The organism is Akkermansia sp. (assembly GCF_020860705.1).
Lineage (GTDB): Bacteria > Verrucomicrobiota > Verrucomicrobiia > Verrucomicrobiales > Akkermansiaceae > Akkermansia.
Genome location: NZ_JAJBTT010000026.1, coordinates 1 through 26,376, shown reverse-complemented (window position 1 = coordinate 26,376; position 26,376 = coordinate 1). Strand labels below are relative to the sequence as shown.

The 26,376-nt window shown below is 56.3% G+C and carries 30 protein-coding genes; 11 read left to right on the top strand and 19 right to left on the bottom strand.

Annotation, left to right across the window (positions count from 1 at the left end; all coding sequences use genetic code 11):
* The first annotated feature begins 12 nt into the window (after positions 1 to 12).
* Positions 13 to 870 (top strand): DUF4332 domain-containing protein, encoded by an 858-nt coding sequence (locus tag LIO64_RS05505; RefSeq protein ID WP_290548438.1) that lies wholly within the window; start codon positions 13 to 15, stop codon positions 868 to 870.
* Between the two features lie 476 nt (positions 871 to 1,346).
* Here LIO64_RS05505 and rplN read toward each other — a convergent pair whose 3' ends face one another.
* The 19 genes from rplN to LIO64_RS05410 all read right to left on the bottom strand — a co-directional run bounded on the left by rplN (position 1,347) and on the right by LIO64_RS05410 (position 14,510).
* Positions 1,347 to 1,712, bottom strand: coding sequence for a 50S ribosomal protein L14 (rplN, locus tag LIO64_RS05500; protein ID WP_012419350.1), 366 nt, complete (start codon positions 1,710 to 1,712; stop codon positions 1,347 to 1,349).
* A 37-nt stretch (positions 1,713 to 1,749) separates the two neighbouring features.
* On the bottom strand, positions 1,750 to 2,022 hold the full coding sequence (rpsQ, locus tag LIO64_RS05495; protein ID WP_012419351.1) for a 30S ribosomal protein S17: 273 nt from the start codon (positions 2,020 to 2,022) through the stop codon (positions 1,750 to 1,752).
* Between the two features lie 49 nt (positions 2,023 to 2,071).
* A complete protein-coding gene (gene rpmC, locus LIO64_RS05490; RefSeq protein ID WP_290548437.1) occupies positions 2,072 to 2,275 on the bottom strand; it encodes a 50S ribosomal protein L29 in 204 nt (67 codons plus the stop codon).
* 14 nt (positions 2,276 to 2,289) lie between these two features.
* Positions 2,290 to 2,712, bottom strand: a complete 423-nt coding sequence (gene rplP, locus LIO64_RS05485; protein WP_022397796.1) for a 50S ribosomal protein L16 — start codon at positions 2,710 to 2,712, stop codon at positions 2,290 to 2,292.
* Positions 2,713 to 2,763: 51 nt separating this feature from the next.
* Positions 2,764 to 3,453: a 30S ribosomal protein S3 gene (gene rpsC / locus LIO64_RS05480; RefSeq protein ID WP_290548436.1), complete on the bottom strand. Its 690-nt coding sequence runs from the start codon at positions 3,451 to 3,453 to the stop codon at positions 2,764 to 2,766.
* A 39-nt stretch (positions 3,454 to 3,492) separates the two neighbouring features.
* A complete protein-coding gene (rplV, locus tag LIO64_RS05475; protein ID WP_022397794.1) occupies positions 3,493 to 3,831 on the bottom strand; it encodes a 50S ribosomal protein L22 in 339 nt (112 codons plus the stop codon).
* A 39-nt stretch (positions 3,832 to 3,870) separates the two neighbouring features.
* Positions 3,871 to 4,581 (bottom strand): hypothetical protein, encoded by a 711-nt coding sequence (locus LIO64_RS05470; RefSeq protein ID WP_290548435.1) that lies wholly within the window; start codon positions 4,579 to 4,581, stop codon positions 3,871 to 3,873.
* Positions 4,582 to 4,601: 20 nt separating this feature from the next.
* The gene (gene rpsS / locus LIO64_RS05465; protein WP_012419357.1) at positions 4,602 to 4,871 is read right to left on the bottom strand and encodes a 30S ribosomal protein S19; all 270 of its coding nucleotides are present in this window, start codon (positions 4,869 to 4,871) and stop codon (positions 4,602 to 4,604) included.
* Between the two features lie 35 nt (positions 4,872 to 4,906).
* Positions 4,907 to 5,743, bottom strand: coding sequence for a 50S ribosomal protein L2 (rplB, locus tag LIO64_RS05460; RefSeq protein WP_012419358.1), 837 nt, complete (start codon positions 5,741 to 5,743; stop codon positions 4,907 to 4,909).
* Between the two features lie 27 nt (positions 5,744 to 5,770).
* Complete coding sequence (rplW, locus tag LIO64_RS05455; protein WP_022397790.1) at positions 5,771 to 6,055, bottom strand: 50S ribosomal protein L23; 285 nt, start codon at positions 6,053 to 6,055, stop codon at positions 5,771 to 5,773.
* A 6-nt stretch (positions 6,056 to 6,061) separates the two neighbouring features.
* Positions 6,062 to 6,670 (bottom strand): 50S ribosomal protein L4, encoded by a 609-nt coding sequence (gene rplD / locus LIO64_RS05450; RefSeq protein ID WP_290548434.1) that lies wholly within the window; start codon positions 6,668 to 6,670, stop codon positions 6,062 to 6,064.
* A 40-nt stretch (positions 6,671 to 6,710) separates the two neighbouring features.
* Entirely contained in the window at positions 6,711 to 7,346 is a 636-nt protein-coding gene (gene rplC / locus LIO64_RS05445) for a 50S ribosomal protein L3 (RefSeq protein ID WP_290548433.1), read from the bottom strand.
* Between the two features lie 45 nt (positions 7,347 to 7,391).
* Positions 7,392 to 7,700 carry a 30S ribosomal protein S10 gene (gene rpsJ, locus LIO64_RS05440; RefSeq protein WP_022397787.1) on the bottom strand — a complete coding sequence of 103 codons (309 nt, stop codon included), beginning with the start codon at positions 7,698 to 7,700 and terminating at the stop codon, positions 7,392 to 7,394.
* A 38-nt stretch (positions 7,701 to 7,738) separates the two neighbouring features.
* On the bottom strand, positions 7,739 to 9,886 hold the full coding sequence (fusA, locus tag LIO64_RS05435; RefSeq protein ID WP_290548432.1) for an elongation factor G: 2,148 nt from the start codon (positions 9,884 to 9,886) through the stop codon (positions 7,739 to 7,741).
* Between the two features lie 63 nt (positions 9,887 to 9,949).
* The gene (gene rpsG, locus LIO64_RS05430; RefSeq protein WP_012419364.1) at positions 9,950 to 10,423 is read right to left on the bottom strand and encodes a 30S ribosomal protein S7; all 474 of its coding nucleotides are present in this window, start codon (positions 10,421 to 10,423) and stop codon (positions 9,950 to 9,952) included.
* 27 nt (positions 10,424 to 10,450) lie between these two features.
* Positions 10,451 to 10,834: a 30S ribosomal protein S12 gene (rpsL, locus tag LIO64_RS05425; protein ID WP_102721861.1), complete on the bottom strand. Its 384-nt coding sequence runs from the start codon at positions 10,832 to 10,834 to the stop codon at positions 10,451 to 10,453.
* 212 nt (positions 10,835 to 11,046) lie between these two features.
* Positions 11,047 to 12,123, bottom strand: a complete 1,077-nt coding sequence (locus LIO64_RS05420; protein ID WP_290548431.1) for an acyltransferase — start codon at positions 12,121 to 12,123, stop codon at positions 11,047 to 11,049.
* A gap of 405 nt (positions 12,124 to 12,528) precedes the next feature.
* Positions 12,529 to 14,073 carry a 2,3-bisphosphoglycerate-independent phosphoglycerate mutase gene (gene gpmI, locus LIO64_RS05415; RefSeq protein WP_290548430.1) on the bottom strand — a complete coding sequence of 515 codons (1,545 nt, stop codon included), beginning with the start codon at positions 14,071 to 14,073 and terminating at the stop codon, positions 12,529 to 12,531.
* Positions 14,074 to 14,078: 5 nt separating this feature from the next.
* Positions 14,079 to 14,510 (bottom strand): thioesterase family protein, encoded by a 432-nt coding sequence (locus LIO64_RS05410; RefSeq protein WP_290548429.1) that lies wholly within the window; start codon positions 14,508 to 14,510, stop codon positions 14,079 to 14,081.
* Positions 14,511 to 14,642: 132 nt separating this feature from the next.
* On the opposite strand from LIO64_RS05410, the gene LIO64_RS05405 reads away from it, so the two are divergent.
* The 10 genes from LIO64_RS05405 to LIO64_RS05360 all read left to right on the top strand — a co-directional run bounded on the left by LIO64_RS05405 (position 14,643) and on the right by LIO64_RS05360 (position 26,233).
* Positions 14,643 to 15,794 carry an ATP-binding protein gene (locus LIO64_RS05405; RefSeq protein ID WP_290548428.1) on the top strand — a complete coding sequence of 384 codons (1,152 nt, stop codon included), beginning with the start codon at positions 14,643 to 14,645 and terminating at the stop codon, positions 15,792 to 15,794.
* Entirely contained in the window at positions 15,791 to 17,194 is a 1,404-nt protein-coding gene (locus LIO64_RS05400) for a sigma-54 dependent transcriptional regulator (protein ID WP_290548427.1), read from the top strand. The genes LIO64_RS05405 and LIO64_RS05400 overlap by 4 nt, the downstream gene beginning before the upstream one ends.
* On the top strand, positions 17,191 to 19,074 hold the full coding sequence (locus tag LIO64_RS05395) for a hypothetical protein (protein WP_290548426.1): 1,884 nt from the start codon (positions 17,191 to 17,193) through the stop codon (positions 19,072 to 19,074). The genes LIO64_RS05400 and LIO64_RS05395 overlap by 4 nt, the downstream gene beginning before the upstream one ends.
* An 8-nt stretch (positions 19,075 to 19,082) precedes the next feature.
* Positions 19,083 to 19,343 carry an exodeoxyribonuclease VII small subunit gene (gene xseB, locus LIO64_RS05390; protein ID WP_290548425.1) on the top strand — a complete coding sequence of 87 codons (261 nt, stop codon included), beginning with the start codon at positions 19,083 to 19,085 and terminating at the stop codon, positions 19,341 to 19,343.
* Entirely contained in the window at positions 19,324 to 21,210 is a 1,887-nt protein-coding gene (gene dxs, locus LIO64_RS05385) for a 1-deoxy-D-xylulose-5-phosphate synthase (protein WP_290548424.1), read from the top strand. The genes xseB and dxs overlap by 20 nt, the downstream gene beginning before the upstream one ends.
* Positions 21,211 to 21,217: 7 nt before the next feature.
* On the top strand, positions 21,218 to 21,991 hold the full coding sequence (locus LIO64_RS05380; protein WP_290548423.1) for a tetratricopeptide repeat protein: 774 nt from the start codon (positions 21,218 to 21,220) through the stop codon (positions 21,989 to 21,991).
* Positions 21,991 to 22,527, top strand: a complete 537-nt coding sequence (locus LIO64_RS05375) for a recombination protein O N-terminal domain-containing protein (RefSeq protein ID WP_290548422.1) — start codon at positions 21,991 to 21,993, stop codon at positions 22,525 to 22,527. The genes LIO64_RS05380 and LIO64_RS05375 overlap by 1 nt, the downstream gene beginning before the upstream one ends.
* 151 nt (positions 22,528 to 22,678) lie before the next feature.
* A complete protein-coding gene (locus LIO64_RS05370) occupies positions 22,679 to 23,770 on the top strand; it encodes an LptF/LptG family permease (protein ID WP_290548421.1) in 1,092 nt (363 codons plus the stop codon).
* A 75-nt stretch (positions 23,771 to 23,845) separates the two neighbouring features.
* A complete protein-coding gene (gene der / locus LIO64_RS05365) occupies positions 23,846 to 25,240 on the top strand; it encodes a ribosome biogenesis GTPase Der (RefSeq protein ID WP_290548420.1) in 1,395 nt (464 codons plus the stop codon).
* An 18-nt stretch (positions 25,241 to 25,258) separates the two neighbouring features.
* On the top strand, positions 25,259 to 26,233 hold the full coding sequence (locus LIO64_RS05360) for an ABC transporter ATP-binding protein (RefSeq protein WP_290548419.1): 975 nt from the start codon (positions 25,259 to 25,261) through the stop codon (positions 26,231 to 26,233).
* Positions 26,234 to 26,376 lie beyond the last annotated feature (143 nt).

Sequence of the window (26,376 nt, the reverse complement as noted above, 5' to 3'; positions counted from 1 at the left end):
ATTCTTCCGGAAATGAATTCCCTTCAACAGTACTTTGCTGGCCGTGAGCAATTCCTTGAATTGCTGGAAGCGGTTGGCATACGTACTCTTGAACAACTCGCTTCCGCTGACCCTTCCACCGTTTTGCCTGAACTTCATCAGGCAAAACGGATGTTGCAACTAAAGACGGAAATTCCCCCGGCCCCCGTCTTCAAGGGATGGGTAGCCCAGGCCCTTGTATCGCCCACCGCACCGGATCCGGCAGCCTTTGCCGTCCATGCGGATGAACCTCTTCCGCTTGCCACTCTCGTGGACGAACCGGATACTCCTACCGAGGCAGCTCCCCGTGTACCGGGTACTGTCAGGGAAAAACGCTCCCCTTCCGACGGCCCGGTGAAGCACCTCTCTACCAAGGCCAGACTTCAGGAAGAACAAAGCTACCGCCCGGCCAAACGCAACCCTGCCCGGCAGGAACCAAAAACCTACCTGCGCAAAAAGGGAATCAAGCATATGACCCCTTTCCGGACGTGGCTGGGCGCCGCCTCCGTCCTTCTCCTCTTCATCTCCATCCTCTTCTCCATTGCCGTCACTTCCCTCGTACTTCTCAACGGAGAACGGGGGTGGCAAATCATCAGCCTCTGCTTTGGCCCCTGGCTCCTGGCACTGGTCCTGTTCCTTTCCCTGTCCCTGCCGAGGAAATGCAGCGTCTGCCGGACCCACATCTTCTCCTTTAAAAGATATACCCGCAACAAGGCGGCGCACCACATCCCCCTGTTCGGCTACGTATTTGCCACGGCTCTGCATATATTCCTCTTCCGCTGGTTCCGGTGCCCGGCCTGCGGCTCATCCCAGCAACTGGAAAAACCCCACGCCAATCAGGAGAAGCACTAACCTTGCACTGCATCCTGTGCAGCCCGCATCTGCGAGCAGTCCCTAGTGAAGGTAATTCACCCGCCTCAGCATCGGCATAGACAAGCGTGGCAAATAGAGGGCATCTCCCGTCTCCGGACCCTCGCCTCCAATCCGGATTCAGGCAAATCAACCTTTCTTCCTGCCCTGGCCTTTAAATAATCTCCGGCAGTCGCTTCCAGAGGTTCTTCCTCCGCTCCTCACTTCACCATCCGGAGCCGGAACGGGATGTCCTTACAAGGGCTTCTTCCTGCTCCGCACAGCTTCAAGGAAGGGCCTGAATACTTCCATCCTATGGACGGGTCCCACCGCCAGCGCCCCGGCCGGGACCATGTAGAACAGATGTTTTCCTGCAACAAGAGCCATCTCTCACTCCCTGTCCATATGAGGAAAAACGGCATAAAAAACGCCGCCCTCTTCTTCAGAGGACGGCGTTTCAAAATCCTGAGATGCCTCAATTAAAGCACTTCCGGAGCAAGGGAAACAATCTTCATGAACTTCTTTTCACGGAGTTCACGGGCGACCGGCCCGAAGATACGGGTACCGCGCGGGTTGTTATCCTTGTCAATGATGACGACGGCGTTGCCGTCAAAGCGGAGTACGGAGCCGTCATCACGGCGGATCGGGGCGGCGGTGCGCACCACTACGGCCTTCACCACAGTACCCTTCTTCACGGAAGCGGTAGGAATGGATTCACGGATGTGGCAGGTAATAATATCGCCAATGTGGGCCTGACGGGTGCGCTTGCCGATAACGCCAATCATCTTGGCGGAGCGGGCACCGGTATTGTCAGCCACCTGGACTAGGGATTCCATCTGGATCATGGTATCAAATCTCCTTTAGTTATTGGTTGATTCCTGATTAGTGGGTAAGCACTTCCACCAGTTCCCAGCACTTGAGCTTGGAAAGCGGGCGGGTTTCAACGATACGTACCTTATCGCCTACCTTGGCCGTGGAGTTTTCGTCATGAGCATAGAACTTCTTGCTCTTCTTGACGATCTTCTTGAACTTGGGGTGCGGAACGCGGGCAACGTATTCCACGACGATGGTCTTGTCCATCTTGGTGGAGGTCACCACGCCGACGCGCGTCTTGCGAAGGCCAGGCTTCTTGGTTGTTTCGGTTTGTTCGGACATTGGATTCTAAAAGTGTTAGAATGTTCTGTTGTTACCGGAAATCCTCAGCTTAGGCTTCCCCGGTTTCACCCTTGATGGTAAGGGCGCGGGCAAGGTCCTTGCGGACAGTGCGGATTCTCTGGTTGTTTTCCAGCTGGCCGGTGGCCTGCTGGAGACGGAGATTGAAGAGTTCTTCACGAAGGCTGCGCACCAGAGCGGAAAGCTCCTTGGCGGACATAGCACGAAGTTCTTTGGCGGAGTTCTTATCGGACATGGTGATGAGTAACTTTAGTGTTGAACGCCTTGACGATAAACGAAGCGGGTCGGCACGCCCAGCTTGTTGGAAGCCAGACGAAGGGCTTCCCGTGCCTGGGATTCAGTCACGCCGCCAACTTCAAACAGAATGTTGCCGGGGCGGACAACGGCCACCCAGCCTTCCACGGCGCCTTTACCCTTACCCATACGTGTATCCGGGGGACGGGATGTAAAAGACTTCTGCGGGAAAATGCGGATGAACACCTTACCTTTACGTTTCAGGTAACGGTTGATCGCAATACGGCAGGCTTCAATCTGGTTGTTGGTGATCCAACCGCGGTCGAGCACCTGAAGGCCGAAGTCACCAAAGGCAACATACGTACCGCTGGTGGCATTGCCGGAACGGCTGCCGCGGTGCATCTTGCGGTGCTTCACTCTCTTGGGCATTAAAGGCATATCTTATTCCTCCTTGTGTTAAGTGTGATGAACAATGTGATGGCGGCTGTGTCAGGCACGCGGACGACGGGGACCACGGGGGCCGGACGGGCGGGAATTCTGCTGGGAGACGACTTCATCGCGCTTATTGACCCAGCATTTCACGCCGATGATGCCGTACAGGGTGCGGGCTTCGGCAAAACCGTAGTCAATCGGAGTGCGGAGCGTCTGCAACGGCACTTTGCCTTCGCGGTACCATTCGGCACGGGCGATATCGGCGCCGCCGAGACGGCCTGCGCAACGGATGCGGATACCGTCGGCGCCACGTTCCATGGCTACCTGCACGGCGCGCTTCATGGCGCGGCGGAAGGAAACGCGTCGTTCCAGCTGGACGGCCACGTTTTCAGCGATGAGCTGGGCGTCCGTTTCAGGGGAGCGGATTTCCACGATGTCAATGTTGACCTGGGTGGAAGCGCCGCACAGGTCCTGAAGGTACTGGCGGATCTTTTCAATTTCTTCACCCTTGCGGCCGATGACAAGACCCGGACGGGCGGTATGGACGGTAATGCGGACGCTGTTCCAGGCGCGTTCAATCACGATGCTGGAAACGGCGGCGGACATCAACTGTTCCTTGATGTACTTGCGCATCACCAAGTCTTCATGCAGCTTGGTGGCGTAATCCTGGCCCGTGGCGTACCACTTGGAGCGCCAGTCCTTGTTGACGGCGAGGCGGAACCCGATTGGATTTACTTTCTGACCCATGATATTAGTTCAGCTATATGTGTGTTAGATTGGAATGACTTAGCCTTCTTGGTCGGCCAGTACAACGGTAATATGGGATGTGCGCTTGCGGATCATGTTGGCGGATCCACGGGCGCGGGGCATCGTGCGGCGCATGGTGGGGCCTTCATCGACCATGACGGACTTGACTACCAGCGTGTCAACGGACAGTTCCGCATTGTTCTCGGCGTTGGCCAAGGCGGACTTGAGCGTTTTATTCAGCAGGTAGGCACCCTTCTTGGGGGTGTAGGACAGGATGTCGGTCGCCTGGGAGACGGACAAGCCTTGAATTTCTTGAGCAATATCGCGCATCTTCTTAGCAGAGATGCGGGCGTATTTGTAAACAGCTTTCACTTCCATGGGTTTTTCCTCGTAGTGCAGGTTATTGATGAAGATGATTTAGTCGTTGGTTCTTACTGAGGCAGAATCTCCGACGCGAACCGGATCGGCAGGCGCCACAAGTTTCTGAACAAGCGCGCCACACACTTCCTTGCGGACGTCCGTGACCACGGCTTCTCCGATGGTTTGTGCTCCACGGGCTATCTGTATAGGCATCCCGATTTGCATCCCTGCCGTCTTGCCGGCGTTCAGTACCACGACTCCGGATTCGGAATCAATGCTGAGCACCTTGGCTTCCGCCAGGGTTCCCGCGCCATCTCGCACGGGCTGTTGCCTGTATCCCAGAACGGATTCCAGCAGGCGCAGAGAACTCTCTACGGCCGTCCTGGCGTTTGCGTCCTCGGATATGGCTTGTTTCATGTAGGCGAGGATGGCTCCGGAGAGCTTGACAGACGCCTGTTCCAGCCGCTGGATGCGGTCATTGAGACTTTCGATGTCTGCCACCGCCTGAATCAGGCGTTCCTCACTATTACCTAGCGCCGCACCTCCCAAAGCTTCCAGCCGGGAACGGATGTCCACCAGCTGGGCGGCCGCCTTGTCGGCGTCGCTGCGGGCCTGGACATAGGATGCCTTGAGGGCCGCATTCTGCTTTTCGAGACGCTCGATTCTGCGCGTCAGTGCCGCCGTATCTTCTTCCGCTCCCTGCAGCACCCCGCCCAGCCCGACAAGGGTGGTGAGGGAGTAGGCAAGGATGGAAGAAGAGTTCGACATGTTGATTGTTAACTTACTGATTACTTCTTACCGATACCGCCGTGCTGTTTGAAGACACGAGTCGGGGCAAATTCACCAAGCTTGTGGCCTACCATGTTTTCCGTGACGTACACGGTGGCAAAGTTCTTGCCGGCGTGCACCAGGAAGGTCAGACCGACGAAGTCAGGCGTAATCATGGATGCGCGGCTCCAGGTCTTGATCGGCTTGCGGTCACCGGATTCAAGCTGAGCGTCGATCTTGGCGAGAAGCTTTTGACTGACAAAAGGGCCTTTTTTGAGAGAACGTCCCATGTTATATGATCCTAGTTAAAGTTATTGTGTATTGGTTACTTGGCGTTGCGGCGCTGTACGATGACGGAGTCGCTGGGCTTGCGGAGACGGCGGGTCTTCTGGCCCTTGACATGGCCCCACGGAGACTTGAGGTGCTGACGGCCACCACCGGACTTGGACTTACCTTCACCACCACCGTTCGGGTGGTCGACGGGGTTCATCGTCATACCGCGCACGGTAGGACGGACGCCCATCCAGCGGGTGCGGCCGGCCTTGCCGGACATTTCGTTCATGTGCTGGGTGTTGCCCACCTGGCCGATGGTGCAGTAGCAATCTTCATTGAAGCGGCGGATTTCACCGGAGGGCATCTTGATCAGCGCATAACCCGCTTCACGGTTGGAAACGATGGCCTGCTGACCGGCTGCACGGGCAACCTTGCCGCCGGAACCCGGACGGATTTCAATGTTGTGAACGGACGTACCCAGGGGAACGTTCTTCAAGGGCATGGCGTTGCCAACCTTGGGAGCAACCTTCTGGCCGCTTTCCACCTTCATGCCTACCTGGAGACCCGTGGGGGCCAGGATGTAGGACTTTTCACCGTCCTTGTATTCGATCAGGGCGATGCGGCAGGTGCGGTTGGGATCGTATTCGATGGTAAGCACGGTGGCGGGCACGTCAAACTTGTTGCGCTTGAAGTCCACCAGGCGATACTTGCGCTTGTGGCCACCGCCGATGTGGCGGGTGGTGATGCGGCCGTTGTTGTTGCGGCCGCCGGATTTCTTGAGGGGTCTGCAGAGACTCTTTTCCGGGGTGGAGGTGGTGATTTCGTCAAAGGACGGCCACACCTTGTAGCGGTTAGAGGGAGTAACTGGCTTGAATGACTTGAGGGACATGATAGCTTTCCTTCCTAATAGGGGGCTTTAAACGAGGTCAAGGGTTTCACCGTTGGCGAGCTTGATGTAAGCTTTTTTCCAATGAGCGGTGCGACCTGCATCAGCGCGGCGCTGACGCTTGAGCTTGCCGTCATAGTTGGCGGTGCGCACGGAAGCGACCTTTTTGCCGAAAGCAACTTCGACAGCCTTTTTGATTTCGATTTTGTTGGCGTCACGGTCAACTTCAAGGACCAGCTCGCCAGTGGTTTCCTGGAGCATGGTGGCCTTTTCGCTGATGCGCACCTTCTTGATGACTTGGTAAATGTCTTTCATGGCTTCTTAAGCAGTACGGCTGGCGAGGGTTTCTAAAGCGTTGTCAACGAGAATCACTGCATCAGCGTTCATGAGCTGTTCAATGTTCACTTCCGCGGCGGTCATCAGGAGAACTTCCTGGACGTTGCGGCCGGCAAGATAGGTGGATTCGTCAAAGGAGGCGGCCACGATAAGTACCTTCCGGGCGTCCGTCAGATCCTTGACGGCCTTGATGAAGGACTTGGTCTTGCCGTCAGCCACGGAGAACTCGGAAACGGTGCTGACCTTGGAAGCGGCAATGAGGTCGCCCAGCACGCGGCGCAGGGCCAGACGGCGGGTGCTCTTGTTCACCTTCTTGGTGTAGTCGCAGGGGCGGGGACCGAAGACCACGCCGCCGCCCACAAAGATGGGAGCGCGCTTGTCGCCGTGACGGGCGTTACCGGTGCCCTTCTGGCGGAAGATCTTCTTGTTGTTGCCGCTGACTTCGGCACGGGTCTTGGAGTTGGCGGAACCGGTGCGGCGGTTTGCCTGGTAGGCCACGATGAGGTCATGCACAGCCTGGGAGCCCTTGTCACTGCCTACAAGCTGGATGTTGGCAGCAGCGGCGGCTTCTAATGTAAAGGTATTTGCGGACATAGATAGGTTTTCCTATAATCAATGTGAGGTTAGCTAAAGCCTACTTCTTCTTGGCGGGGCGGATCACGAGGTAGGAACCGCGTGCACCGGGAACAGCGCCGGAGATAAGGATGACGTTGTCTTCCGGACGTACGGCCACAACCTTCAGGTTCTGCACCGTGCGCTTGTCATTGCCCATCTGTCCGGGCATCTTCTGGTTCTTCCAGACGCGGCCGGGGGTGGAACAGCCACCCACACCACCGGTACGGCGGTGCATCATGGAACCGTGGGCGGCGGGAGAGCCGTGGAAGTTGTGGCGGCGCATCGCGCCCTGGAAGCCTTTGCCCTTGGAAGTGCCGATCACGTCAACCCACTGGCCGTCGGCAAAGAGGGTCACGCCGGGATGTTCTGCGCCTTCAGCAGGCAGTTCGGAAGCTTCCACGCGGAATTCCTTGAGGAGCTTGGTAGGCTGGATACCCAGCTTTTTGAAGTGGCCGGCCTGAGGTTTGGCCACGCGGCTTTCCTTCTGGGAATCAAAAGCGATCTGCACGGCATTGTAGCCATCCTTGTCTTCCGTTTTGATCTGGGCGAAGGTGTTGCCCTTTACGTCGATGACGGTTACGGGCACCATAGCGCCGGATTCCTGGTCAAACAGGCGGGTCATGCCGACCTTTTTTCCGATAAGTCCTAGAGCCATTGTAGTGTGTCTTTCTGTTTTTTAATTACTTATCCGGGTACCAAACTAGATGCGGATCGTGATGTCCACACCGGCCGGGAGATTGAGCTTCTTGAGCTCATCAATCGTGCGGGCGGTCGGATCGACGATGTCGAGCAGGCGCTTGTGGGTGCGGATTTCAAACTGTTCAGCCGACTTCTTGTTGACGTGAACGGAACGGTTCACGGAGAATTTTTCAATGCGGGTCGGCAACGGGATCGGGCCGTGAACTTTGGCTCCGGTGCGCTTGGCGGTTTCAACGATCTCCTGGGAGGAGCGGTCGATAGCGCGGGAGTCGAAAGCGCGGAGTCGAATGCGGATTTTTGGACTTTGCATGGACGTGCGGTCTATTGGTTATACTTCAAAGGTTTTGTTTATTTAGCCTTATCGCTGACGATCTGGTCAACGAGGTTCTGAGGCACCTGTTCAAAGTGGGAGGGCTCCATGGAGTAGGAGGCACGGCCACTGGAAAGGGTACGGATAGCGGTGGAATAACCGAACATTTCGGACAAGGGAACCATGGCCTTCAGGATACAGGCGTTGGCCTTGTTTTCCATGCTGCTGATCTGACCGCGGCGGCGGTTCAGGTCACCCATGATGTCGCCCTGGTAATCGGTCGGCGTGGAAGCTTCAACGGACATGATGGGTTCCAGCATGATGGGCTTGGCCTTCTTGAAGGCATCCTTCATGGCGAAGATGGCAGCCATCTTGAACGCGTTTTCGTTGGAGTCCACTTCGTGGTAGGAACCGTCCACCACTTCAACATGCACGTCAACCACTGGATAACCGGCGATGACGCCCGTGGTCATGGCTTCATTGAGACCGGCATAAACGGCGTTCATGTATTCCTTCGGAATGGCGCCGCCCACGATCTTGTTTTCAATGGTGAGGCCCTTGCCGCGTTCGTTCGGCTTCACGTCGATAACCACGTGACCGTACTGGCCGCGGCCGCCGGACTGCTTAACCAGCTTGCCGTCGCCATGAGCGGCGGTCGTGATGGTTTCGCGGTAGGCGATCTGGGGCTTGCCGATGTCGGCTTCCACCTTGAATTCGCGCATCAGGCGGTCAATGATGATTTCCAGATGAAGCTCACCCATGCCGGAAATCAGAGTCTGACCGGTTTCTTCATCGGTCTTCACGCGGAAGGTCGGGTCTTCTTCAGACAGACGGCCCAAAGCGTTGGACATTTTTTCCTGGTCGGCCTTGGTCTTGGGTTCCACGGCCATGGAAATAACGGTTTCCGGGAAGGTGGGGGGTTCCAGGCAGATATCGTTGTCCGGGCTGGTAATGGTATCGCCCGTGGTCACGTTGCGCAGGCCCACAATAGCGGCGATGTCGCCGGAGTACACGGCATCAATGTCCGTGTGCTGGTCAGCCTGGATCTGAATGATGCGGCCCACGCGTTCCGTTTTGCGGGTGCGGGGATTGTACACGGTGTCACCCTTCTTGAGAACGCCGGCGTAAACGCGGATGAACACGAGCTTGCCGACGAACTTGTCAGCCCAGAGCTTGAATGCCAGCACCATGGGCTTGGCATCGTCCGTAGCAGTGATCTTGAAGGTTTCTTCCGCATCCAGCGTGCTTTCAGCATGGGCGGGAACGGTTTCCACCGGAGAGGGAAGGTAATCCACCACGGCGTCAAGCAGGAACTGGACGCCCTTGTTCTTGAAAGCGGAACCGCCGGCAACGGGGATAAACTTGTTGGTGATGGTGGCGCGGCGGATGGCTTCCTTGAGTTCCTTGGCGGTGAAGGGTTCTTCCATGAGAACCTTTTCAGCAAGTTCGTCGTCCACATCGGCCACGCGGCTCACCAGTTCATGGTAGGCCAGTTCGGCTTCTTCCTTGAGTTCGGCGGGGATTTCCTCAACCGTGTAGGTGGAGCCCAGACGGTCGTTGTCAGCATACATGACAGCCTTCTGGTTCACCACGTCAATCTGGCCGCGGAGCTGGTCTTCAGCGCCGATGGGGATCAGAATGGCAGCTGCGTTGGCACCCAGCTTGTTGTGGATGTCGTCCAGCACGTTATTGAAGTTGGCACCGGTGCGGTCCATCTTGTTCACAAAGCACATGCGGGGAACGCTGTACTTGGTGGCCTGGCGCCACACGGTTTCCGTCTGGGGCTGCACGCCGGCCACACCGCAGAATACCACGATGGCGCCGTCAAGCACGCGGAGGGAACGTTCCACTTCAGCGGTGAAGTCAACGTGCCCGGGGGTGTCAATAATGTTCAGCTGGAAGTTTTCGCCTTCGAACATTTTGCTGATACCTTCATTCTTCACCTGCTTCCAGTTGGTGGTAACGGCAGCGGAAGTAATGGTGATACCGCGTTCGCGTTCCTGCTCCATCCAGTCAGTCGTGGTGGAACCGTCATGGGTTTCACCGATCTTGTGGATCATGCCGGTGTAGAAAAGAATACGCTCGGACAAAGTGGTTTTGCCGGCGTCAATGTGAGCGGAGATACCGATGTTACGGTAGCGCTCAAGGGGAGCCTTGCGGTTGGGATTGTTTACGTGATCGGACATAGTGTCTGGAAAGTATCTGTAATGATCGAAAGTGAGTGGTTCGGCTGACAGTCGCGGAAGGGATTACCAGCGGAAGTGGGCAAAGGCGCGGTTGGCCTGGGCCATCTTGTGAACGTCGTCGCGCTTGCGAACGGAGGAACCCTGGTTGTTGGCGGCTTCCTTGATTTCATTGGCAAGAGCCTTGTGCATCGGCACGCCCTTGCGGTTGCGGGCGTAGTTCACAATCCAGCGCATGGCCAGGGATTCGGAACGGGCCGGATCCACTTCAAGAGGCACCTGGTAGGTGGCGCCCCCAACGCGGCGGCTCTTCACTTCCACACGGGGCTTGGCGTTTTCAATGGCGCGGGTGATCACTTCCAAAGGATCAATGCTGTCCGTACCTTCGTTAGCCATGTCAATGGCGGCATAGACGATGCGTTCCGCAAGGGAGCGCTTGCCATCCAGCATAACCTTGCTGATCAGCTTGCCAACAAGAGCGCTGTCGTAACGGGGGTCACGACGTTCGATTTTTCTATAGACGCGTTTACGGCGGGCCATAATATGTAATAGGTAAGATGTTAATGTTTACTTGGCGGCAACCTTCGGACGCTTGGCACCATACTTGGAGCGACCCTGGCGGCGCTTGTCAACGCCGAGGCAGTCAAGAGCGCCGCGGACGATGTGATAACGAACACCCGGCAAGTCCTTCACACGACCGCCGCGCACCAGCACGATGGAGTGTTCCTGGAGGTTGTGACCTTCACCGCCAATGTAGGCGATCACTTCTTCACCATTGGTAAGACGGACTTTAGCCACTTTACGAAGAGCCGAGTTCGGCTTCTTGGGCGTACGGGTCATTACCTGGAGACAAACACCGCGGCGTTGCGGGCAGCTATGAAGAGCGCGTGACTTGGACTTCTCTTCCGGAGTAATACGTCCCTTGCGGACGAGCTGATTAATGGTCGGCATGTTTTCCTGCTTTGGTTGTGGTTCGTCGGTCTGATCCGATATTCAAGGCGAACATCCCTTTCAATAAGCAGGAAGCGCGCCTTTTTTCCGGAGGCAAACCCGATAGAAAACGTATTTCTTGCACCTTTCGGCGCGTTTGGGGACGGCCAATATAACGTGATTTTACATCATGACAAGTCTTTTATTCATCTTTTCCTAAATATTTCATCCGGTCATTCCTCCCCTGCTCTTTCCGGAACTTTATTCCGGGCGTCAGGTTCTTTTTTCAGCACCTTCCCCACCCAGCGAACCTCCACATACTGGTAGATAAAATAGGATACGAGCAACAAAATGCACAAGACCATCCCCCAGAACAACACAGGGAAGTTATCTTCCTTCCAGTACTCCCCCCCGCACTTTCGCAGCATGCGGAACATTTCGCCCAATCCTCGCATCACCGGCATATGAAACAAAAAAAGCGTATAGGTCATCCCGGCCCCAATTTCCACCCATTTTAACAGGGGACTTGATAGGGAAGGCAACCGGACGCTCCATAGGGAGGCAATGCACAAAGCAAAGAGGCTGGAGGAAACAAGGTATCCCGGAAATGAATAGTTCAGAAAACCGATTCCTTCCCGGCTGGTAACAGAAGAAGCTAACAACCACGCCACACCCGTGCCAATCCAAAACCACCGCCATGAAAGCTTCCACCGTTCAACATTCCAAGACGCGCACCACATTCCCAGTAAAAATTGCCACAGGCGGAAAGTTATTTGATAATACAACCCATCGGAATCCACTGCGGCAAAAGGATGAAGAGTGCTCCGAAATGCAGCAAAAAGCACGCTTGATATAAAAAGCCATATGAAGAGCTTTTTCCCGTAATAGAAGCGCAGCAATGGGAACAGCGCCAGAAAGACTATGATGCAGATAAGGAACCATAAGGTCGCATTTTCTGTCATCTTTGCTATCGCAAACGTCGGAGTAACCATCAGCATCCTGACGTCGAGCCACGCTGGCGCTTGCTGGCCCTCAACAAGAAGAAGAACAGATCTAAGCCCTTTTGTAAGCCCAACCACAATGATCATCACCGGCAACAGGCGCCATCCCCTTTTCCAATAATACTCCCCTATTCCTTCTTGTGAGAATCCACCAGAGGAATGAACGGCTAAAAAACCGCTCAAGATAAAAAATCCATCCACAGCCACACTTCCCCCACAATTCCACACTCCGCTGTAATGAAAAAAGATAACCGTCAGGCATAATAAAATTCTCAGCAGATCCAATCCATAATTCCTGACAGGCAACATGCCCGGAAGCTAACGGATAAGCAATCCGAGGTCAAGCTGTGATTCTAAGGGAAAAGAACTTATAAAAGAGAGTCCTTGCCTATCTAGTGCTGTTTGAGTAGGGATTAAAACTACTTGGCGTGGACTGATTCAGATGAGGAGCGCTGCAAGCCTCTGCGGCATCTGAAGATAAAGCTGGATATTAGCAACTCTTTTTCCTGAAAGCCAGTATATCCTGACAGACGTAATCAATCCAGTTGACGCAGAGGCCTGTGTCACTCCTTATAATCATCCACCTTTAGCCTGTCATGGATTGCTTATCCGTACTCTCTTTCGGATTTTTTATCCCGGACGCATAGGGACAAAAAAATCCGTTTCCAGCCGCTCAAGCCGGAAACGGATCTCATTGATAAACTTCGTGAGCCTTTATTTCTTCGGGGTCACGAGGGAATGTCCCGACATTTCTGCAGGCTGTTTCAGACCCATCAGATTCAGCAGGGTGGGGGCCACGTCCGCCAGAATGCCATTGGCAAGATTCACCTGATCCTTGTCGTCCGCCACGTAAATAAGGTCAACGAGATTGGTAGTATGGGCCGTGTTGGGGGAACCGTCCTCATTGCGCATGTGTTCGGCATTGCCATGGTCCGCGGTGATAAGCAGCTTGCCGCCCAGTTCCAGAACCTTCTTCACACATTTTTCCAAAGCGCTGTCCACAGCTTCGCAAGCGGCGATGCCGGCTTCCACATAACCGGTGTGGCCCACCATGTCCCCGTTGGCAAAGTTCATGATCACTACGTCGTACTTGTCCACGGCGTCCACAAACTTATCAGCCACTTCCTCCGCGCTCATCTGGGGCTTCAGGTCATAAGTGGCCACTTCACGGGGGGAGGGAACCAGAATACGGTCTTCGCCGGGGAACTGCGTTTCCACGCCTCCGTTAAAGAAGAAGGTGACATGGGCGTATTTTTCCGTTTCCGCGATGCGAAGCTGGGTTTTCCCGGCTTCCGACACAATCTGTCCGAAAATGTTGTCCAGCTGCTCCTGTTCAAAAACGATGGGAGAGGGATACTTGGCATCATATTCCGTCAGCGTCACGTAGTGTACTTTGGGCGTCACTTCCCGGTCAAAGCCCTCAAACCCGGGATACAGGAAAGCATCGCTCATCTGGCGGGCGCGGTCCGCACGGAAATTGAAGAAAAACACCACGTCATTGTCACGCACACGCTGCTCATTGCCATAGGCAAAAATGCCGGGCTTCAGGAACTCGTCCGTCTCTCCCTTGGCATAGCACTGTTCCACATACTCGGAGGGGGAACAGGCGCACTGTTCACCCCGGCCCAGCACAATCGCGTCCCACGCCAGCTTGTTGCGGTCCCAGCGCTTGTCTCGGTCCATCGCGTAAAAGCGGCCGATCACCGTAGCGATTTTCGCACCGTAAGGTTTGATGGCTTCTTCCAGTTCACGCATGAATCCGGCCCCGCTGGTGGGGGAACAGTCACGGCCATCCGTGATGGCATGGATGCAGATGTCACGCACGCCCGCTTCATAAGCGTATTTCACTATGCCGATCAGGTGGTTGATATGGCTGTGCACGCCGCCGTCGCTCACCAGGCCGAGCAAATGCAGGCGGGAGGAAGCAGCCTGGGAAAAAGCGGTCTTCAGCACGGCATTTTCACCCATGGAGCCGTCTTTAATGGCGTTGTCCACCCGGCAAAGGTCCTGGAAAACCACGCGGCCCGCACCCAGGTTCAGGTGCCCCACTTCGGAATTCCCCATCTGCCCGTCCGGAAGGCCAACATCCTCCCCGGAGGCACCCAGCAGGCTGTGGGGATAGTTGGCAAGCAGGTAATCAGTAAAGGGGGTATCAGCCAGAACAGTGGCGTCACCGTACTCTTTCGCGACATCAGGCCCCAACGGATTGCGGCCCCAGCCGTCGCGAATGACAAGAACGACAGGCTTTTTAGAAGACATGCGCCTTATTTACAGGCATCCCCCTCTTTTGAAAAGCCTGAAATCAGGCATTCCTTCTCCGACTCCGAAATAGCCTGCGGTTCCCCCCCCTTCCCCACGCGGACAACCACGTACCTTCCCCTCATGACCGGATGTTCTGAATGAAACACTGCAAATTTCCATTCCAGGGAAGTGGTTCCCACCGTTCCCAGGTTCAATTCGATGCTCAGCCAGTCGCCCAGCCCTGCGGAACTGGCATAGTCCGCCTCCACATGCACGCGGGGCCATCCGCAGTCAGGGGAAAGAACCTCCAGCCCACGGGAACGCAGGTACTCATGCTCCACTTCCTCCACCAGGCACAGCAAACGGGTAAAATGAGCCACACCGGAGGCGTCCGTATCATGAAAGGCCACCTGGCGCGTTCTGACAAAGGGAATGCAGGAAAGTTCTTCAGGCATGCCTTCATCCTGCCTTCTTTCCCGGAACCATGTCCAGCCGCAAATGCGCGACAATATGTCACATCAGCTTGATTTGTGACATTCCTCCCTTTATATATAGGGGCGAGCCCGGAAGGAAACGGAACTGCAGCCATGAAGAAAGACATCATTGACAAGCTGATCGGCCGCATTGACCATATCAAGGAAGAGGACCTCCAGCGTTTCTTTGTAAAGCTGGCGGAACAGCAGGGCTTTTTCCAGCAGGTGTTTGAAGCCATTCAGGAAGGCCTGATTCTTCTGGACAGCAAGGGAAAAATCCTGTTCGTCAACCAGGCCGCCCTCAAGCTTTTCGACAAGGAATACGGCCAGATCACGCCGGAAGATTTCTGCATTTTCCTGGGCAGGGACTGCTCCTGGAACACCATCCAGCAGAGCCGGACGGCCGTTTCCCGTGATGTGGAGATTTTTTACCCGGAACACAAATTCCTGAACATCTTTATTTCCCCCATCGGCAGCAGGATCCAGGGCCACCTGATCCTGATACGGGATGAAACGCCACAGCAAAAGAGAAATGCGGAGAATATCGAAGCGGAGCGCCTGAACGCCCTGACGCTGCTGGCGGCGGGAGTAGCCCATGAAATAGGCAATCCCCTCAACTCCATCGGCCTTCATCTCCAGCTCCTGGCCAGGAAGGCAAAAAAACTGCCCCCGGAATACCGGGCTGATATGGAGGAACTGCTGAAAACGGCCGAGAGTGAAACCACGCGGCTGGATGTGATCCTGAAACAATTCCTCCAGGCTATCCGCCCCACCAAGCCCATCCGGGAGCCTCACAATATTGAAGCCATTCTCATGGACGTCCTGAAACTGCTGGAACCGGAAATCCACCAGCGGGGCATCCAGATCAACACGGACCTTCAGCCCAGCCTTCCCCTGCTCAGCCTGGACCCCGTCCAGATCAAACAGGTTTTTTACAATCTGATTAAAAACGCCTACCAGGCCATTCCCCCGGAAGGAGGCACCATCCTGATTAAAAGCGGTTATACGGATGACAGCGTCTTCGTCACCGTGGCGGACACCGGCTGCGGCATTTCCCCGGAAGTCATGGGCAGCATTTACGAGCCTTTCCTGACCACCAAATCCACCGGGTCCGGACTGGGCCTGCTCATTGTACGCCGCATCGTGAAGGAACACGGAGGCTCCATCACCCTGGCCAGCCAGCCGGGCCAGGGAACCACCATCACAGTCTTTCTGCCACGCGTGGAACGCACCATCCGTCTCCTGCCCTCCTCCATCCCGTCATGAAGATGCCCGTTCTGCTGATCGTAGATGATGAGAAGCCCACGCGCGACGCTCTGCGCATGGGCTTTCAAGATGATTATGAAGTGTACACCGCCGCCAATCTTTCCCAGGCCATCACCCTTTTGAGGGAAGAATCCCCGGACCTGATTCTGACAGACCTGCGGCTGGGCGGGGAAAGCGGCATGGACGTGCTGAAAGCCGCAGCCTCCCAGCCACATCCCCCGCAGAGCATCATGATGACCGCCTACGGTTCCGTTGGCGCCGCCGTGGAAGCCATGAAACAGGGGGCATACGACTTCGTCACCAAGCCCCTGAACCTGGACGCCGTGGAACTGGTACTCAAACGGGCGCTTCATACCAGGAATCTGGAAACGGCCAACCAGGAGCTCACCTCCCGCATCCAGGCGGATTCCGGCCTGCAAAAACTGCTGGGCAGGTCCGCCGCCATGGAACACGTATTCTCCATCATCCGCCAGGTGGCGCCCAGCAAGACAACCGTGCTGATTGAAGGGGAAAGCGGCACCGGGAAGGAACTGGTAGCCCAGGCCATCCATTCCCTTTCCGGCAGGCCGGAGAATAAATTCGTGGCCGTCAACTGCGCGGCCCTCTCCCCCCAGTTATTGGAAAGCGAACTGTTCGGCCATGAAAAAGGTTCTTTCACCGGAGCCGGGCAGCGCCGCATCGGCCGCTTTGAACAAGCGGACGGCGGCACCATCTTCCTGGATGAAATCGGGGAAATAGATGCCGGCACACAAGTCCGGCTGCTGAGGGTACTGTCTGAACGGACCATTGAACGCGTCGGCTCCAATACGCCCATTCCGGTGAATGTGCGGGTTATTGCCGCCACCAATAAATCTCTGAAAAAACTTGTCCAGGAAGGCAAATTCCGGGAAGACCTCTATTTCCGCCTCAACGTAGTCCACATTCAGATGCCTCCCCTCCGGGACCGCAGGGAGGACGTCTCTCTGCTCGCTACAGCCTTCCTGAAAGAATTTGCCAGGGAAAACAACAAGGACTTCAAACCTCTTTCCCAGGAAGCTCTTAAAGCCGTACGAACGTACTCCTGGCCCGGAAACGTACGGGAACTCCGCACGGCCATGGAGCATGGCGTCGTCATGAGCAACTCCGCCAAAATAGAACTTTCCCACCTGCCCATCCCTTTGCAGGCGTCTTTGCAGACTCCCACGCCCGGAGGCGCTGTTCACCCAACAGAGACGGACAATGAGCCCAGCACACAGAATGGGCTTGTCCCGGCAGGGGTTTTGAATTTATCCTTGCTGGAGCGGAATGCCATCCAGCAAGCACTGGCCCAATCAAACGGCAACAGAACGGCGGCGGCCCTTCTTCTGGGCATCAGCCGCCGCACCCTCCAACGCAAATTACAAGACCTTCAACATTCATGAATGCGCCTACCACGGCATCCCGCACCCCGTTTATCATCATTCTCATCCTTCTTCTGGCGATCACGGGGGTGCAGTTCTTTTTCAATTTCAGAGGCCTGACTTCCAGCGCCGCCATGGACCAGGCCCAGATTGCCCGGAACGTAGCCAGGGGGGAGGGAATGACCACTAACTGGCTGAGGCCCATCCAGATGGTCTCCGGCAGCACTCGTTCCGGCCTCAACCCTTTTCTTTCAGACGATTATATCCGCGAACAGGAAGCCATCCTCGCCGGACAGGGGGAATCCCTCATCAATCCGGAAAAATTCACTCCCCATGCCCTCCGGGACACACGCAATGCTCCGTTGAACATCCTGGTGGAATCCGTCGTATTCAAGCTGGCCGGCGTCCACCAATTTGATCTGTGGAAAATGACGGACAACTCCATGATCTACCTGCCGGACCGCATCGTGGCTGGCATTTCCTGCATGTTCTTCATCCTGTCCGTCCTGAGCTGCTATTATATCCTTCATAGAATGTTTGACGTCACCATCGCCAGCTTCACCTGCCTGACGATGATCCTCAGCAACCTGTTCCTGCAATACGCCACCAGCGGCCTTCCGCAGATGATGATGCTCTTCTTTTTTGCATGGGGCGTCTACTTCCTGTATACCGCCCTGCAATACAAAGAAGAGAAGCGCAAATTCCTGATGCCGCTTCTTTACAGCTCCCTCTGTTTTTCATGCGTCTGTTTTGCCGGCTGGATCGGCCTCTGGCCCATGGCGGGTTTTCTGATTTTCGTGGGCATCCGCTTCAAGCCGCACGGCCTGTACTGCATCCCGGCGCTCGGAATCCTTCTTCTTCTTCTGGCCTATCCCCTTTACATCAACCGCTCCATCAGCGGCAGCGTCTTCGGAACGGCCTATTACACCATTTTTACGGGGCTGACGGGCAATGAAGAAATCGCGATGAACTCCCTGATCTCCGGGGACATTCCCATCGGCGCCCAGAAAGCCGTCATTGCCATCATCAACAACATCCTGACACAGGGCAACCTTCTCTATGAAAATCTGGGGAATCTCCCCCTGGCCCTGGTGTTCCTGCTGACCCTCCTGCACCAATTCAGAAGGATGGAAGTCAACCAGGCCAAATGGGGAATCTTCGCCATGTGGGTTCCGGCCATCATCGGCATGGCCCTTTACACCTCCAATAAATCGGACATTTCCCTGGGGCAGCTTCAAATCCTCTTCGCCCCTTTCTTCACGGCTTACGGCACGGCCTTTGTTCTCAACCTGATCGCCAGGCATTCCAACAAGGAAGCGGCCCCCATCCTGCGTGGAAGCGTCCTGCTGCTCGCCCTGCTCCTTACCTCCCTACCGCTTTTGCTCAACCTTCCCCAGATAGTACGGGTGGGCATCTTGACGGCCAGCCGGGGAATTCCGGCATGGCCGCCCTATTACCCCCCGGGTCTCAATCGGAACCTCCGCAACCAGACGTCGGAAAAGGAATTCATCCTCACGGATCAGCCGGCAGCCGTCGGCTGGTATGCAGACAGGAAAGCTATCGGGCTCCCTAAAATGGTGGACCAATTCATGGTTCTGGAACGCATCCTGAAATTCCATGGCAGCAAGGTAGGCAGCATCCTGGTGACCCCCTCCTCCACGCTGAATACGGATATCCGCACCATTGCCTCATCCTACGGAGAATTCACTCCCCTTGTACTGGAAGGCTCCATCCTGATCCAGACAAAGGACAAAAACCCCGTGTACCTCTTTGACCACAGCCGCGCTCTTGCCCCCCTGGCTGACCGCTTCGGAACGTCGGACTCCCGCCAATTCATCCAAGGCGCGGACATGATTCTTTACAAGGACCTTCAGGAAAACGCACCCATCCCCCAACCTTAATCATTCTTATGGCCAAACAACGGAAAAACGCTCCCGGATTTGAAGAATCCGTAGCCCGTCTGGAAGAAATCATCCGCCTGACGGAAGCTCCCGTCACCGAGCTGGAAGACATGATAGCCCTGGTCGAAGAAGGCAACAGGCTCATCCGCCATTGCCGCGGCATCCTTCATGACGCGGAACTGCGCATTCAAACCCTCAGCAACCCGGAAACCGACCAGGACGGAACGGATACTGATGAATCAGACAGCAATGAATTCTCCCTCACCTGAACTTCCGGAACTTCTGGAAGGCATCCACAACCATGCCGACCTGATGCAAATCCCTGAGGCGGACCTGCCCCGGCTCGCGGAAGAAATCCGGAACACCCTCATCCATTCCCTTTCTTTCACCGGCGGCCATCTGGGCCCCAACCTGGGCGTCGTGGAACTGAGCATTGCTCTCCACCGCGTCTTTGAAACACCGCGGGATAAAATCATTTTTGACGTCTCCCACCAAGCCTACGTCCACAAAATGCTCACAGGCCGTGCGCCGCAGATTCACACCATCCGCCAGCACGGGGGGCTCTCCGGTTTTGCCAAAATGTCGGAATCCCCCCATGATGCCTATGGCGCAGGCCATGCGGGCACGGCTCTTTCCGCCGCCCTGGGCATGTGCGCGGCCCGGGACCTGAAAGGAGAGGACTACCATGTGGTAGCCGTGGCCGGGGATGCGGCGTTCACCTGTGGAACCACCCTGGAGGCGCTGAACAACATCAGCCAGACCACCAAGCGCTACATCACCATTCTGAACGACAACGAATGGGCTATTGATAAAAACGTGGGGGCGCTCGCCAAATACTTCAACTCCCTGCAAACCTCGGAAACCTTCTCCTGGTTGAGGGATAAGACAGCCTCCTTCATTGAAAAACTGGGCGGTACGCAAGCCAGGGACTTTGCGTTCAAGCTGGAAGGCACCACCAAAAACCTCATCTTCCCGTCCCTTCTCTTCAATAAATTCGGGCTGCGCTACTTCGGTCCTCTGGACGGCCATGACATCCCTACCCTGATCCGCACTCTTTCCTATATCAAGGACCTCAACGAACCCGTGATCCTGCACGTGGTCACCCAGAAAGGAAAAGGCTACCAGCCTGCGCTGGACAACCCCACCAAATTCCACGGACTGGGCTCCTACTGCGTAAGGGACGGAGAAACGCAGGGAACGCCCACCCCCACTTTCTCCCATATTTTCGGTTCCACGCTGGTGGAAATGGCGCGGGAGGACGAATCCATCACAGCCATCACGGCCGCCATGGCCAGCGGCACCAAGCTGGACCTGTTTAAGGAAGCCTTCCCCACACGCTACTTTGACGTAGGCATTGCGGAAGAACACGGCGCCCTCTTCGCATGCGGGCTGGCGGCGCAAGGCATGAAGCCCTACGTTGCCATTTACTCCACCTTCATGCAGCGCTGCATTGACATGATCCAGCATGACGCCGCCCTGCAAAAACTTCCCGTGCGCTTCTGCATGGACCGCGCCGGACTCTCCCCGGACGACGGACCCACGCACCACGGCCTGTTTGACATCGCCATGATCCGCAGTATTCCAAATATCGTCTTCATGCAACCCAAGGATGAAGCGGAATTCGTCCATATGCTCCGGACCATGAACCATTACCAGAACGGCCCCACCGTTATCCGCTATCCCAGGGGATGCGGCTCCGGGGCGGCTCTTCCTGCCACGGCGGAAATCCTCCCCATCGGCAAGGCGGAATTGCTCCAGACGGGGAAGGACGTAACGCTCATCTCCCTGGGCACCATGATCGGCATCGCCAAAGAGACAACCGCCCTCCTGGAAGCGCAGGGCTACTCGGTCACCCTCATCAACGCCCGCTTCATCAAACCCCTGGACGATGAATGCATCCGCCTGCACGCAGCCGCCAGCCGGGTGGTCTGCACCTTTGAAGACCACTCCATCAGCGGCGGCTTTAACTCCGCCGTGCTGGAATCCCTGGAAGCCGGTGGCATCGTCACGCCCGTGGAAGCCATCGCGTGGCCGGACCAATTCATTGAACACGGCTCGGAATCCATCCTCAGAAAAAAATATGGACTCACGGCGGAAGCGGCGTTACAAAAAATCATTCCCCACCTGAACTCCTGATCCATCCATGAAAACCTATACCTTCCTGCTGGCAGCCCTGATGACTGCCCTCCTTCCCGTCTCCGCGCAACAATCCCCCCCGGCAGCCCAATCCCCGGCCTGGGTTCAGGAATTCAACAGCCTGCCGGAAGCAACCAGAAAAAACTACATTGACCAATTCCGCCAGGCGGAACAGCTCTTTGCCCAGAAGAGAACCATGGAATGCCTTTTCTCCCTGACGGAACTGGAAAAGCTTTACGCTGGAAATCCGGGCTTATACAACCTCCGCGGCGCATGCTACATTGAAATCCGCAACATTGAAAAAGCCCTGGAAAACTTTGAAAAGGCCCAGAAACTGGATCCGGCCAACCTCACCATTCAGTTCAACCTGGCGGAAGCGCACTACGTCAGTCATGACTATGCCAAAGCGCTGAAAGCCTTCACGGAACTTCTGCCACCCTTCAAGGACAACCCCGGCATGGCCCCGCTGCTGCAATTCAAGCGCTATATCTGCGCCCGCAAGCTGGACAACCAGCCTCTTGCCAAAGAACTCGAATCCCTGTACGGCCCGATGGACGACACGCCGTACTACTACTGCATCCAGGTCATCATCAAATTCATGGAAGGAGACAAAGACGCCGCCCAGGAACAACTCCTTTCCGCCATCCGCATCCATAGGGGCACCAGCGCCCTTCAGGCCTTTACGGACGCCATGACGGAAGCGGGCATCCTGCCCTCCCCCTACGGGCAGACCGTCCCGACCGAACAACCGGTAAAAACAGGACTGGAAAAACACCGCTGATGAATGCGGACGCGACGATCCTGAAACTCTATCCCCTGGGGGAGAACGGACTGATCGTCGTCTGGTGCACGGAGGAAGGCATCATCAGGACGGCGGCCAAAAGCGCCAGAAAGCCAACCAGCCCTTTTGCCGGGCGCCTGGACCTCTTCTACCAGTGCCGCATGCAGTGGACGCAGTCCAAAACGGGAGACCTGCATGCATTAACCTCCGTAGACCTGCTCTCCCCGCGCCTGGCCCTCCGGGAAAGTTACCCAAGGCTCGCCGCGGCGGGCTACTTTGCGCGCCTGTTTCTTCAAATGCTGGAGCCGGACACCCCTATTCCGGAATTTTACGACCTTCTCCAGCGGGCCTACGCCTATCTGGAAAACAATGATCCATCCATCCGCGCCGTCCTTCACTTTGAACAGGAGCTCGCGCGTCTGCACGGCATCGCGCACCCAGGCATCCCGGCGCACGTCATCCTGAAATCACACTTCGGCAAGCTCCCCCCCCAGCGGGAAAAACTGCTCGGCAGCCTGGAAAGGAAAGAAAACTGAACGACATGCCGCACCATTTTTCACCAGCCGCCCAGGATTGCGCCCGCATAGGCAAAGCCCCTTGCCCGCCAGGGGAGAATGCGGGTTGTTCCGTGCACGTGATTGACTTGTCCACGGCCTTCGGGCAAAATGATCGGCACGGTTTTACTGCATGAAGATCCTTGACAGATACATTGCCCGCCAGCTGCTGGGGGTGACGGCCCTGGGGGTGATGGTCCTGAGCGCCCTTCTGCTCCTGGGCAACCTGTTCAAGGAACTGCGCCCCCTGCTGGTAGAAAACAAAGCGCCCATCAGCATCGTTCTGGAATTCATCTTCCAGGTAATCCCCTTCTCTCTGATGTTTTCCATTCCGTGGGGATTCCTGACGGCCGTGCTGCTGGTATACGGGCGTCTGGCCTCGGATAATGAACTCACCTCCATGCGCATGTCGGGCATGAGCCTGTGGCGCCTGAGCGCCCCTGCCATCGCTATCGGCGTCGCCCTTTCCGGCCTCTGCTACTGGATCAACATCGACATAGCGCCCCGCGCCAAGCAATCCATTTCCGAGCTGCTCATCAAGGCCGCCTCCATCAACCCCAAGGGACTTCTTAGTGAAGGACAGGCCATCACCAAATTCGACAACCTGGAAATCTACATTGACAAACGCGTGGATGACGTCATCCACGGCATGCATATCTACCAGAAGGCAGACGACAAATCTCCGGCCGTCGCCATGCACGCGGAACGCGTCACCGTAGACTTCTCCCCGGAAGATAAAACCCTCTACCTCAACCTCCTCAACCCTCTCATTACCACGCAGGAAAAGGACTCCATCTCACAAAGCGTAAGGATGGATGAACTGCCCCTGAGCATCAACCTGGACAAATCCCGCTCCCGCCGCATCAAGGCCAACCGCTTTACTAACCAAGAAATCAGGGAAGCCCTGAACACACCCGGCTATCTGGATGAAAAACAGGCCAGGGAATTCGCCACGGAACTACCCAGGAGAGCCTCCTTCTCCCTGGCCTGCATCGTCTTCGCCCTCATCGGCGTACCCCTGGCCATCAACACCCGCAGAAAAGACACCTCCACGGGATTTGCCCTGGGCATTCTGATTGCCTCCCTCTACTTTGTAGCCCTGATCTTTGCGGACCTGTCCCGGAAAAGCGGCACCATGCTTCCCTACATCCTGCTGTGGCTGCCCAACGTCATTACGGTCGGCGTGGCCCTTTACCTTCACAATCGGGCCAGGCACAAAGGGTAAGCCCCTGAAAAAAGCGCTCTCCGTTGGCACGGAATTATCTTTCACAGTCCCCGCCGTTCGGGTATCATGACATGCATGCAGCATGTCCCCACCATCGCCATCGTAGGCAGGCCCAATGTCGGGAAATCCGCCATCTTCAACAGAATGGCTGGCAGGCGCATCGCCATCGTTCATGATGAACCCGGCGTCACCCGGGACCGTATCTCCGCCCCCTGTAAAATTACGGACCATGCCTGCAAAATCATGGACACGGGAGGCATCGGCGCACGGCTGAGCGACGGCTTTGCAGAACAGGTGGCAGCGGAGGCGGACATAGCCATGAAAACGGCGGACCTCATCCTCTTCGTGCTGGACTGCCGGGACCACCTCACCCCCATTGACCAGAGCATTGCAGACCATCTCCGCAAATCGGACGTTCCCGTTATTCTGCTGCTCAACAAGGCCGACCACGAAAAGCAGGACTTGAACCTGGGGGAATTCGCTGGTCTGGGCTTTGACGACCACATCTTTCTTTCCGCCGCCCACGGCAGGGGATTTTCAGAACTGGCTTCACGGCTGGACATCTTTCTTAAAAAAGAAGGAGCTCCGCTGAAAGAAGAACTGGAGGAGGAACCGGAAGACGGGGAGGAATCCGTCCCCCCCATCAAAGTGGCCGTCGTAGGACGCCCCAACGCTGGCAAATCCTCCCTCGTCAACGCCATTCTTCAGGACAAGCGCACCATCGTCTCCGAGGTAGCAGGCACCACCCGTGACGCCATTGACGTTCCCTACCTGCACGACGGCCAGCCCTACGTGCTGATTGATACCGCCGGCATGCGCCCACGCTCCCGGCGGGATACTTCCGTAGAAGTTTTCTCCGCCATGCGCAGTGAAAAAGCCATCCGGCGGGCGGACATCTGCCTGCTGGTCATTGACATTGCAGCAGGCATCACGCAGCAGGACCGCCGCATTGCCGGCATCATTGCAGAAGAGGGAAAACCCTGCATCATCATCGTAAACAAATTCGACCTCTTCCATCCGAACGCCCCCCGCAAGGAACGCATGGCGGAAGTGGAGGAACAAGTACGGCGGGAACTCTTTTTCATCAACTACGCTCCATTCATCGCCACCTCCGCCAAAAAAGCGGAGGGCGTGGAAATCATTTTCAAGGTCATCACGCGCATCCGCCGGGAATCCCGTAACCTTCCCACCACCGGACAACTCAACCGCCTCGTCCAGCTTGCCCAGCAGATGAACCCGCCCGGCACCGCCAGCGGATCCACCAGAAGACTGAAAATCTATTACGTCACCACGGCAGTGGATCCCAAGTACGCTACCATTCCCGTTCCGCGCTACGTCCTCTTCGTCAATGACAAGAATCTGCTCACGGATAGCTATTCCCAGTACCTGCGCAACAAAATCAGGGAAGCCTACCCCGCTCCCGGCATCCCGGTCATCTTCTCCGCCCGCTCACGCGTGCGCAATGACTGACAATCCCGCCTTCTCCGCATGCTTTCCGTCAGGAACCTCAGCGCCTCCTTCCACACCAGGGCGGGAATCGTCCGGGCGGTGAGAAATGTATCCTTTGACGTAGCTCCGGGAGAAACGCTCGGCATCGTGGGAGAATCCGGATCAGGAAAATCCGTTACCTGCTACTCCATGATGGGGCTCATTCCGATGCCCCCGGGCTGCATTGAGAGCGGTTCCGCCCTGCTGGACGGCACGGACCTGCTCCATTGTCCGGAAAAGGAACTCCGCGCCATTCGCGGCAAGCGCGTTTCCATGATCTTCCAGGACCCCATGACCTCCCTCAACCCGTACCTGACCATCGGGGACCAAGTAGCGGAGCCTCTCATCATCCATGAAGGAGCCAGCAGGAAGGAAGCGCGTTTCCGCGCGCTGGAACAGCTTGACCTCGTGGGCATCCCGGAGGCGGAACAGCGCATGGACTCCTACCCCCATCAATTCTCCGGCGGCATGCGCCAGCGCGTCATGATCGCCATGGCTCTCATCACCAGGCCGGAAATCCTCATTGCGGATGAACCCACCACCGCCCTTGACGTCACCGTGCAGAAGCAGGTGCTGGACCTCATCAGGAAACTTCAGCGGGACATGGGAACTTCCGTGATCCTTATCACGCACGACCTCGGCGTGGTGCGCCAGTATGCAGACCGCATCAACGTCATGTACGCGGGCCGCATCGTGGAAAGCGCCCCGGCGCAGGAACTGCTGGAACAACCCAGGCACGCCTACACCCGTGCCCTGATGAAATCTATTCCGGGACTCCATGCAAAAGGAGCCCCCCTGTACACCATCCCCGGACTCCCTCCCAACATGATGCAGGAATCCTGCGGCTGCAGCTTCCGCCCCAGAAACACCCTGGGCAACCCGGAACTCTGCCTGACGGACCGGGAGCCGGAACTGGTGGAAATATCCCCCGGGCATCTGGTACAGAACTGTCCGGGCTGCCTGGCCGGGAGTTAGTTAATTCTGAAGAAATTACAGAGTTTATAAGGTTAACTCATAGGGGTTTATAGGGACTATAGGGAATTTTAGGGATTATAGGGAATTCCCATCCTATCACCCCTATCACCCCTATCACCCCTATCACCCCTATCACCCCTATC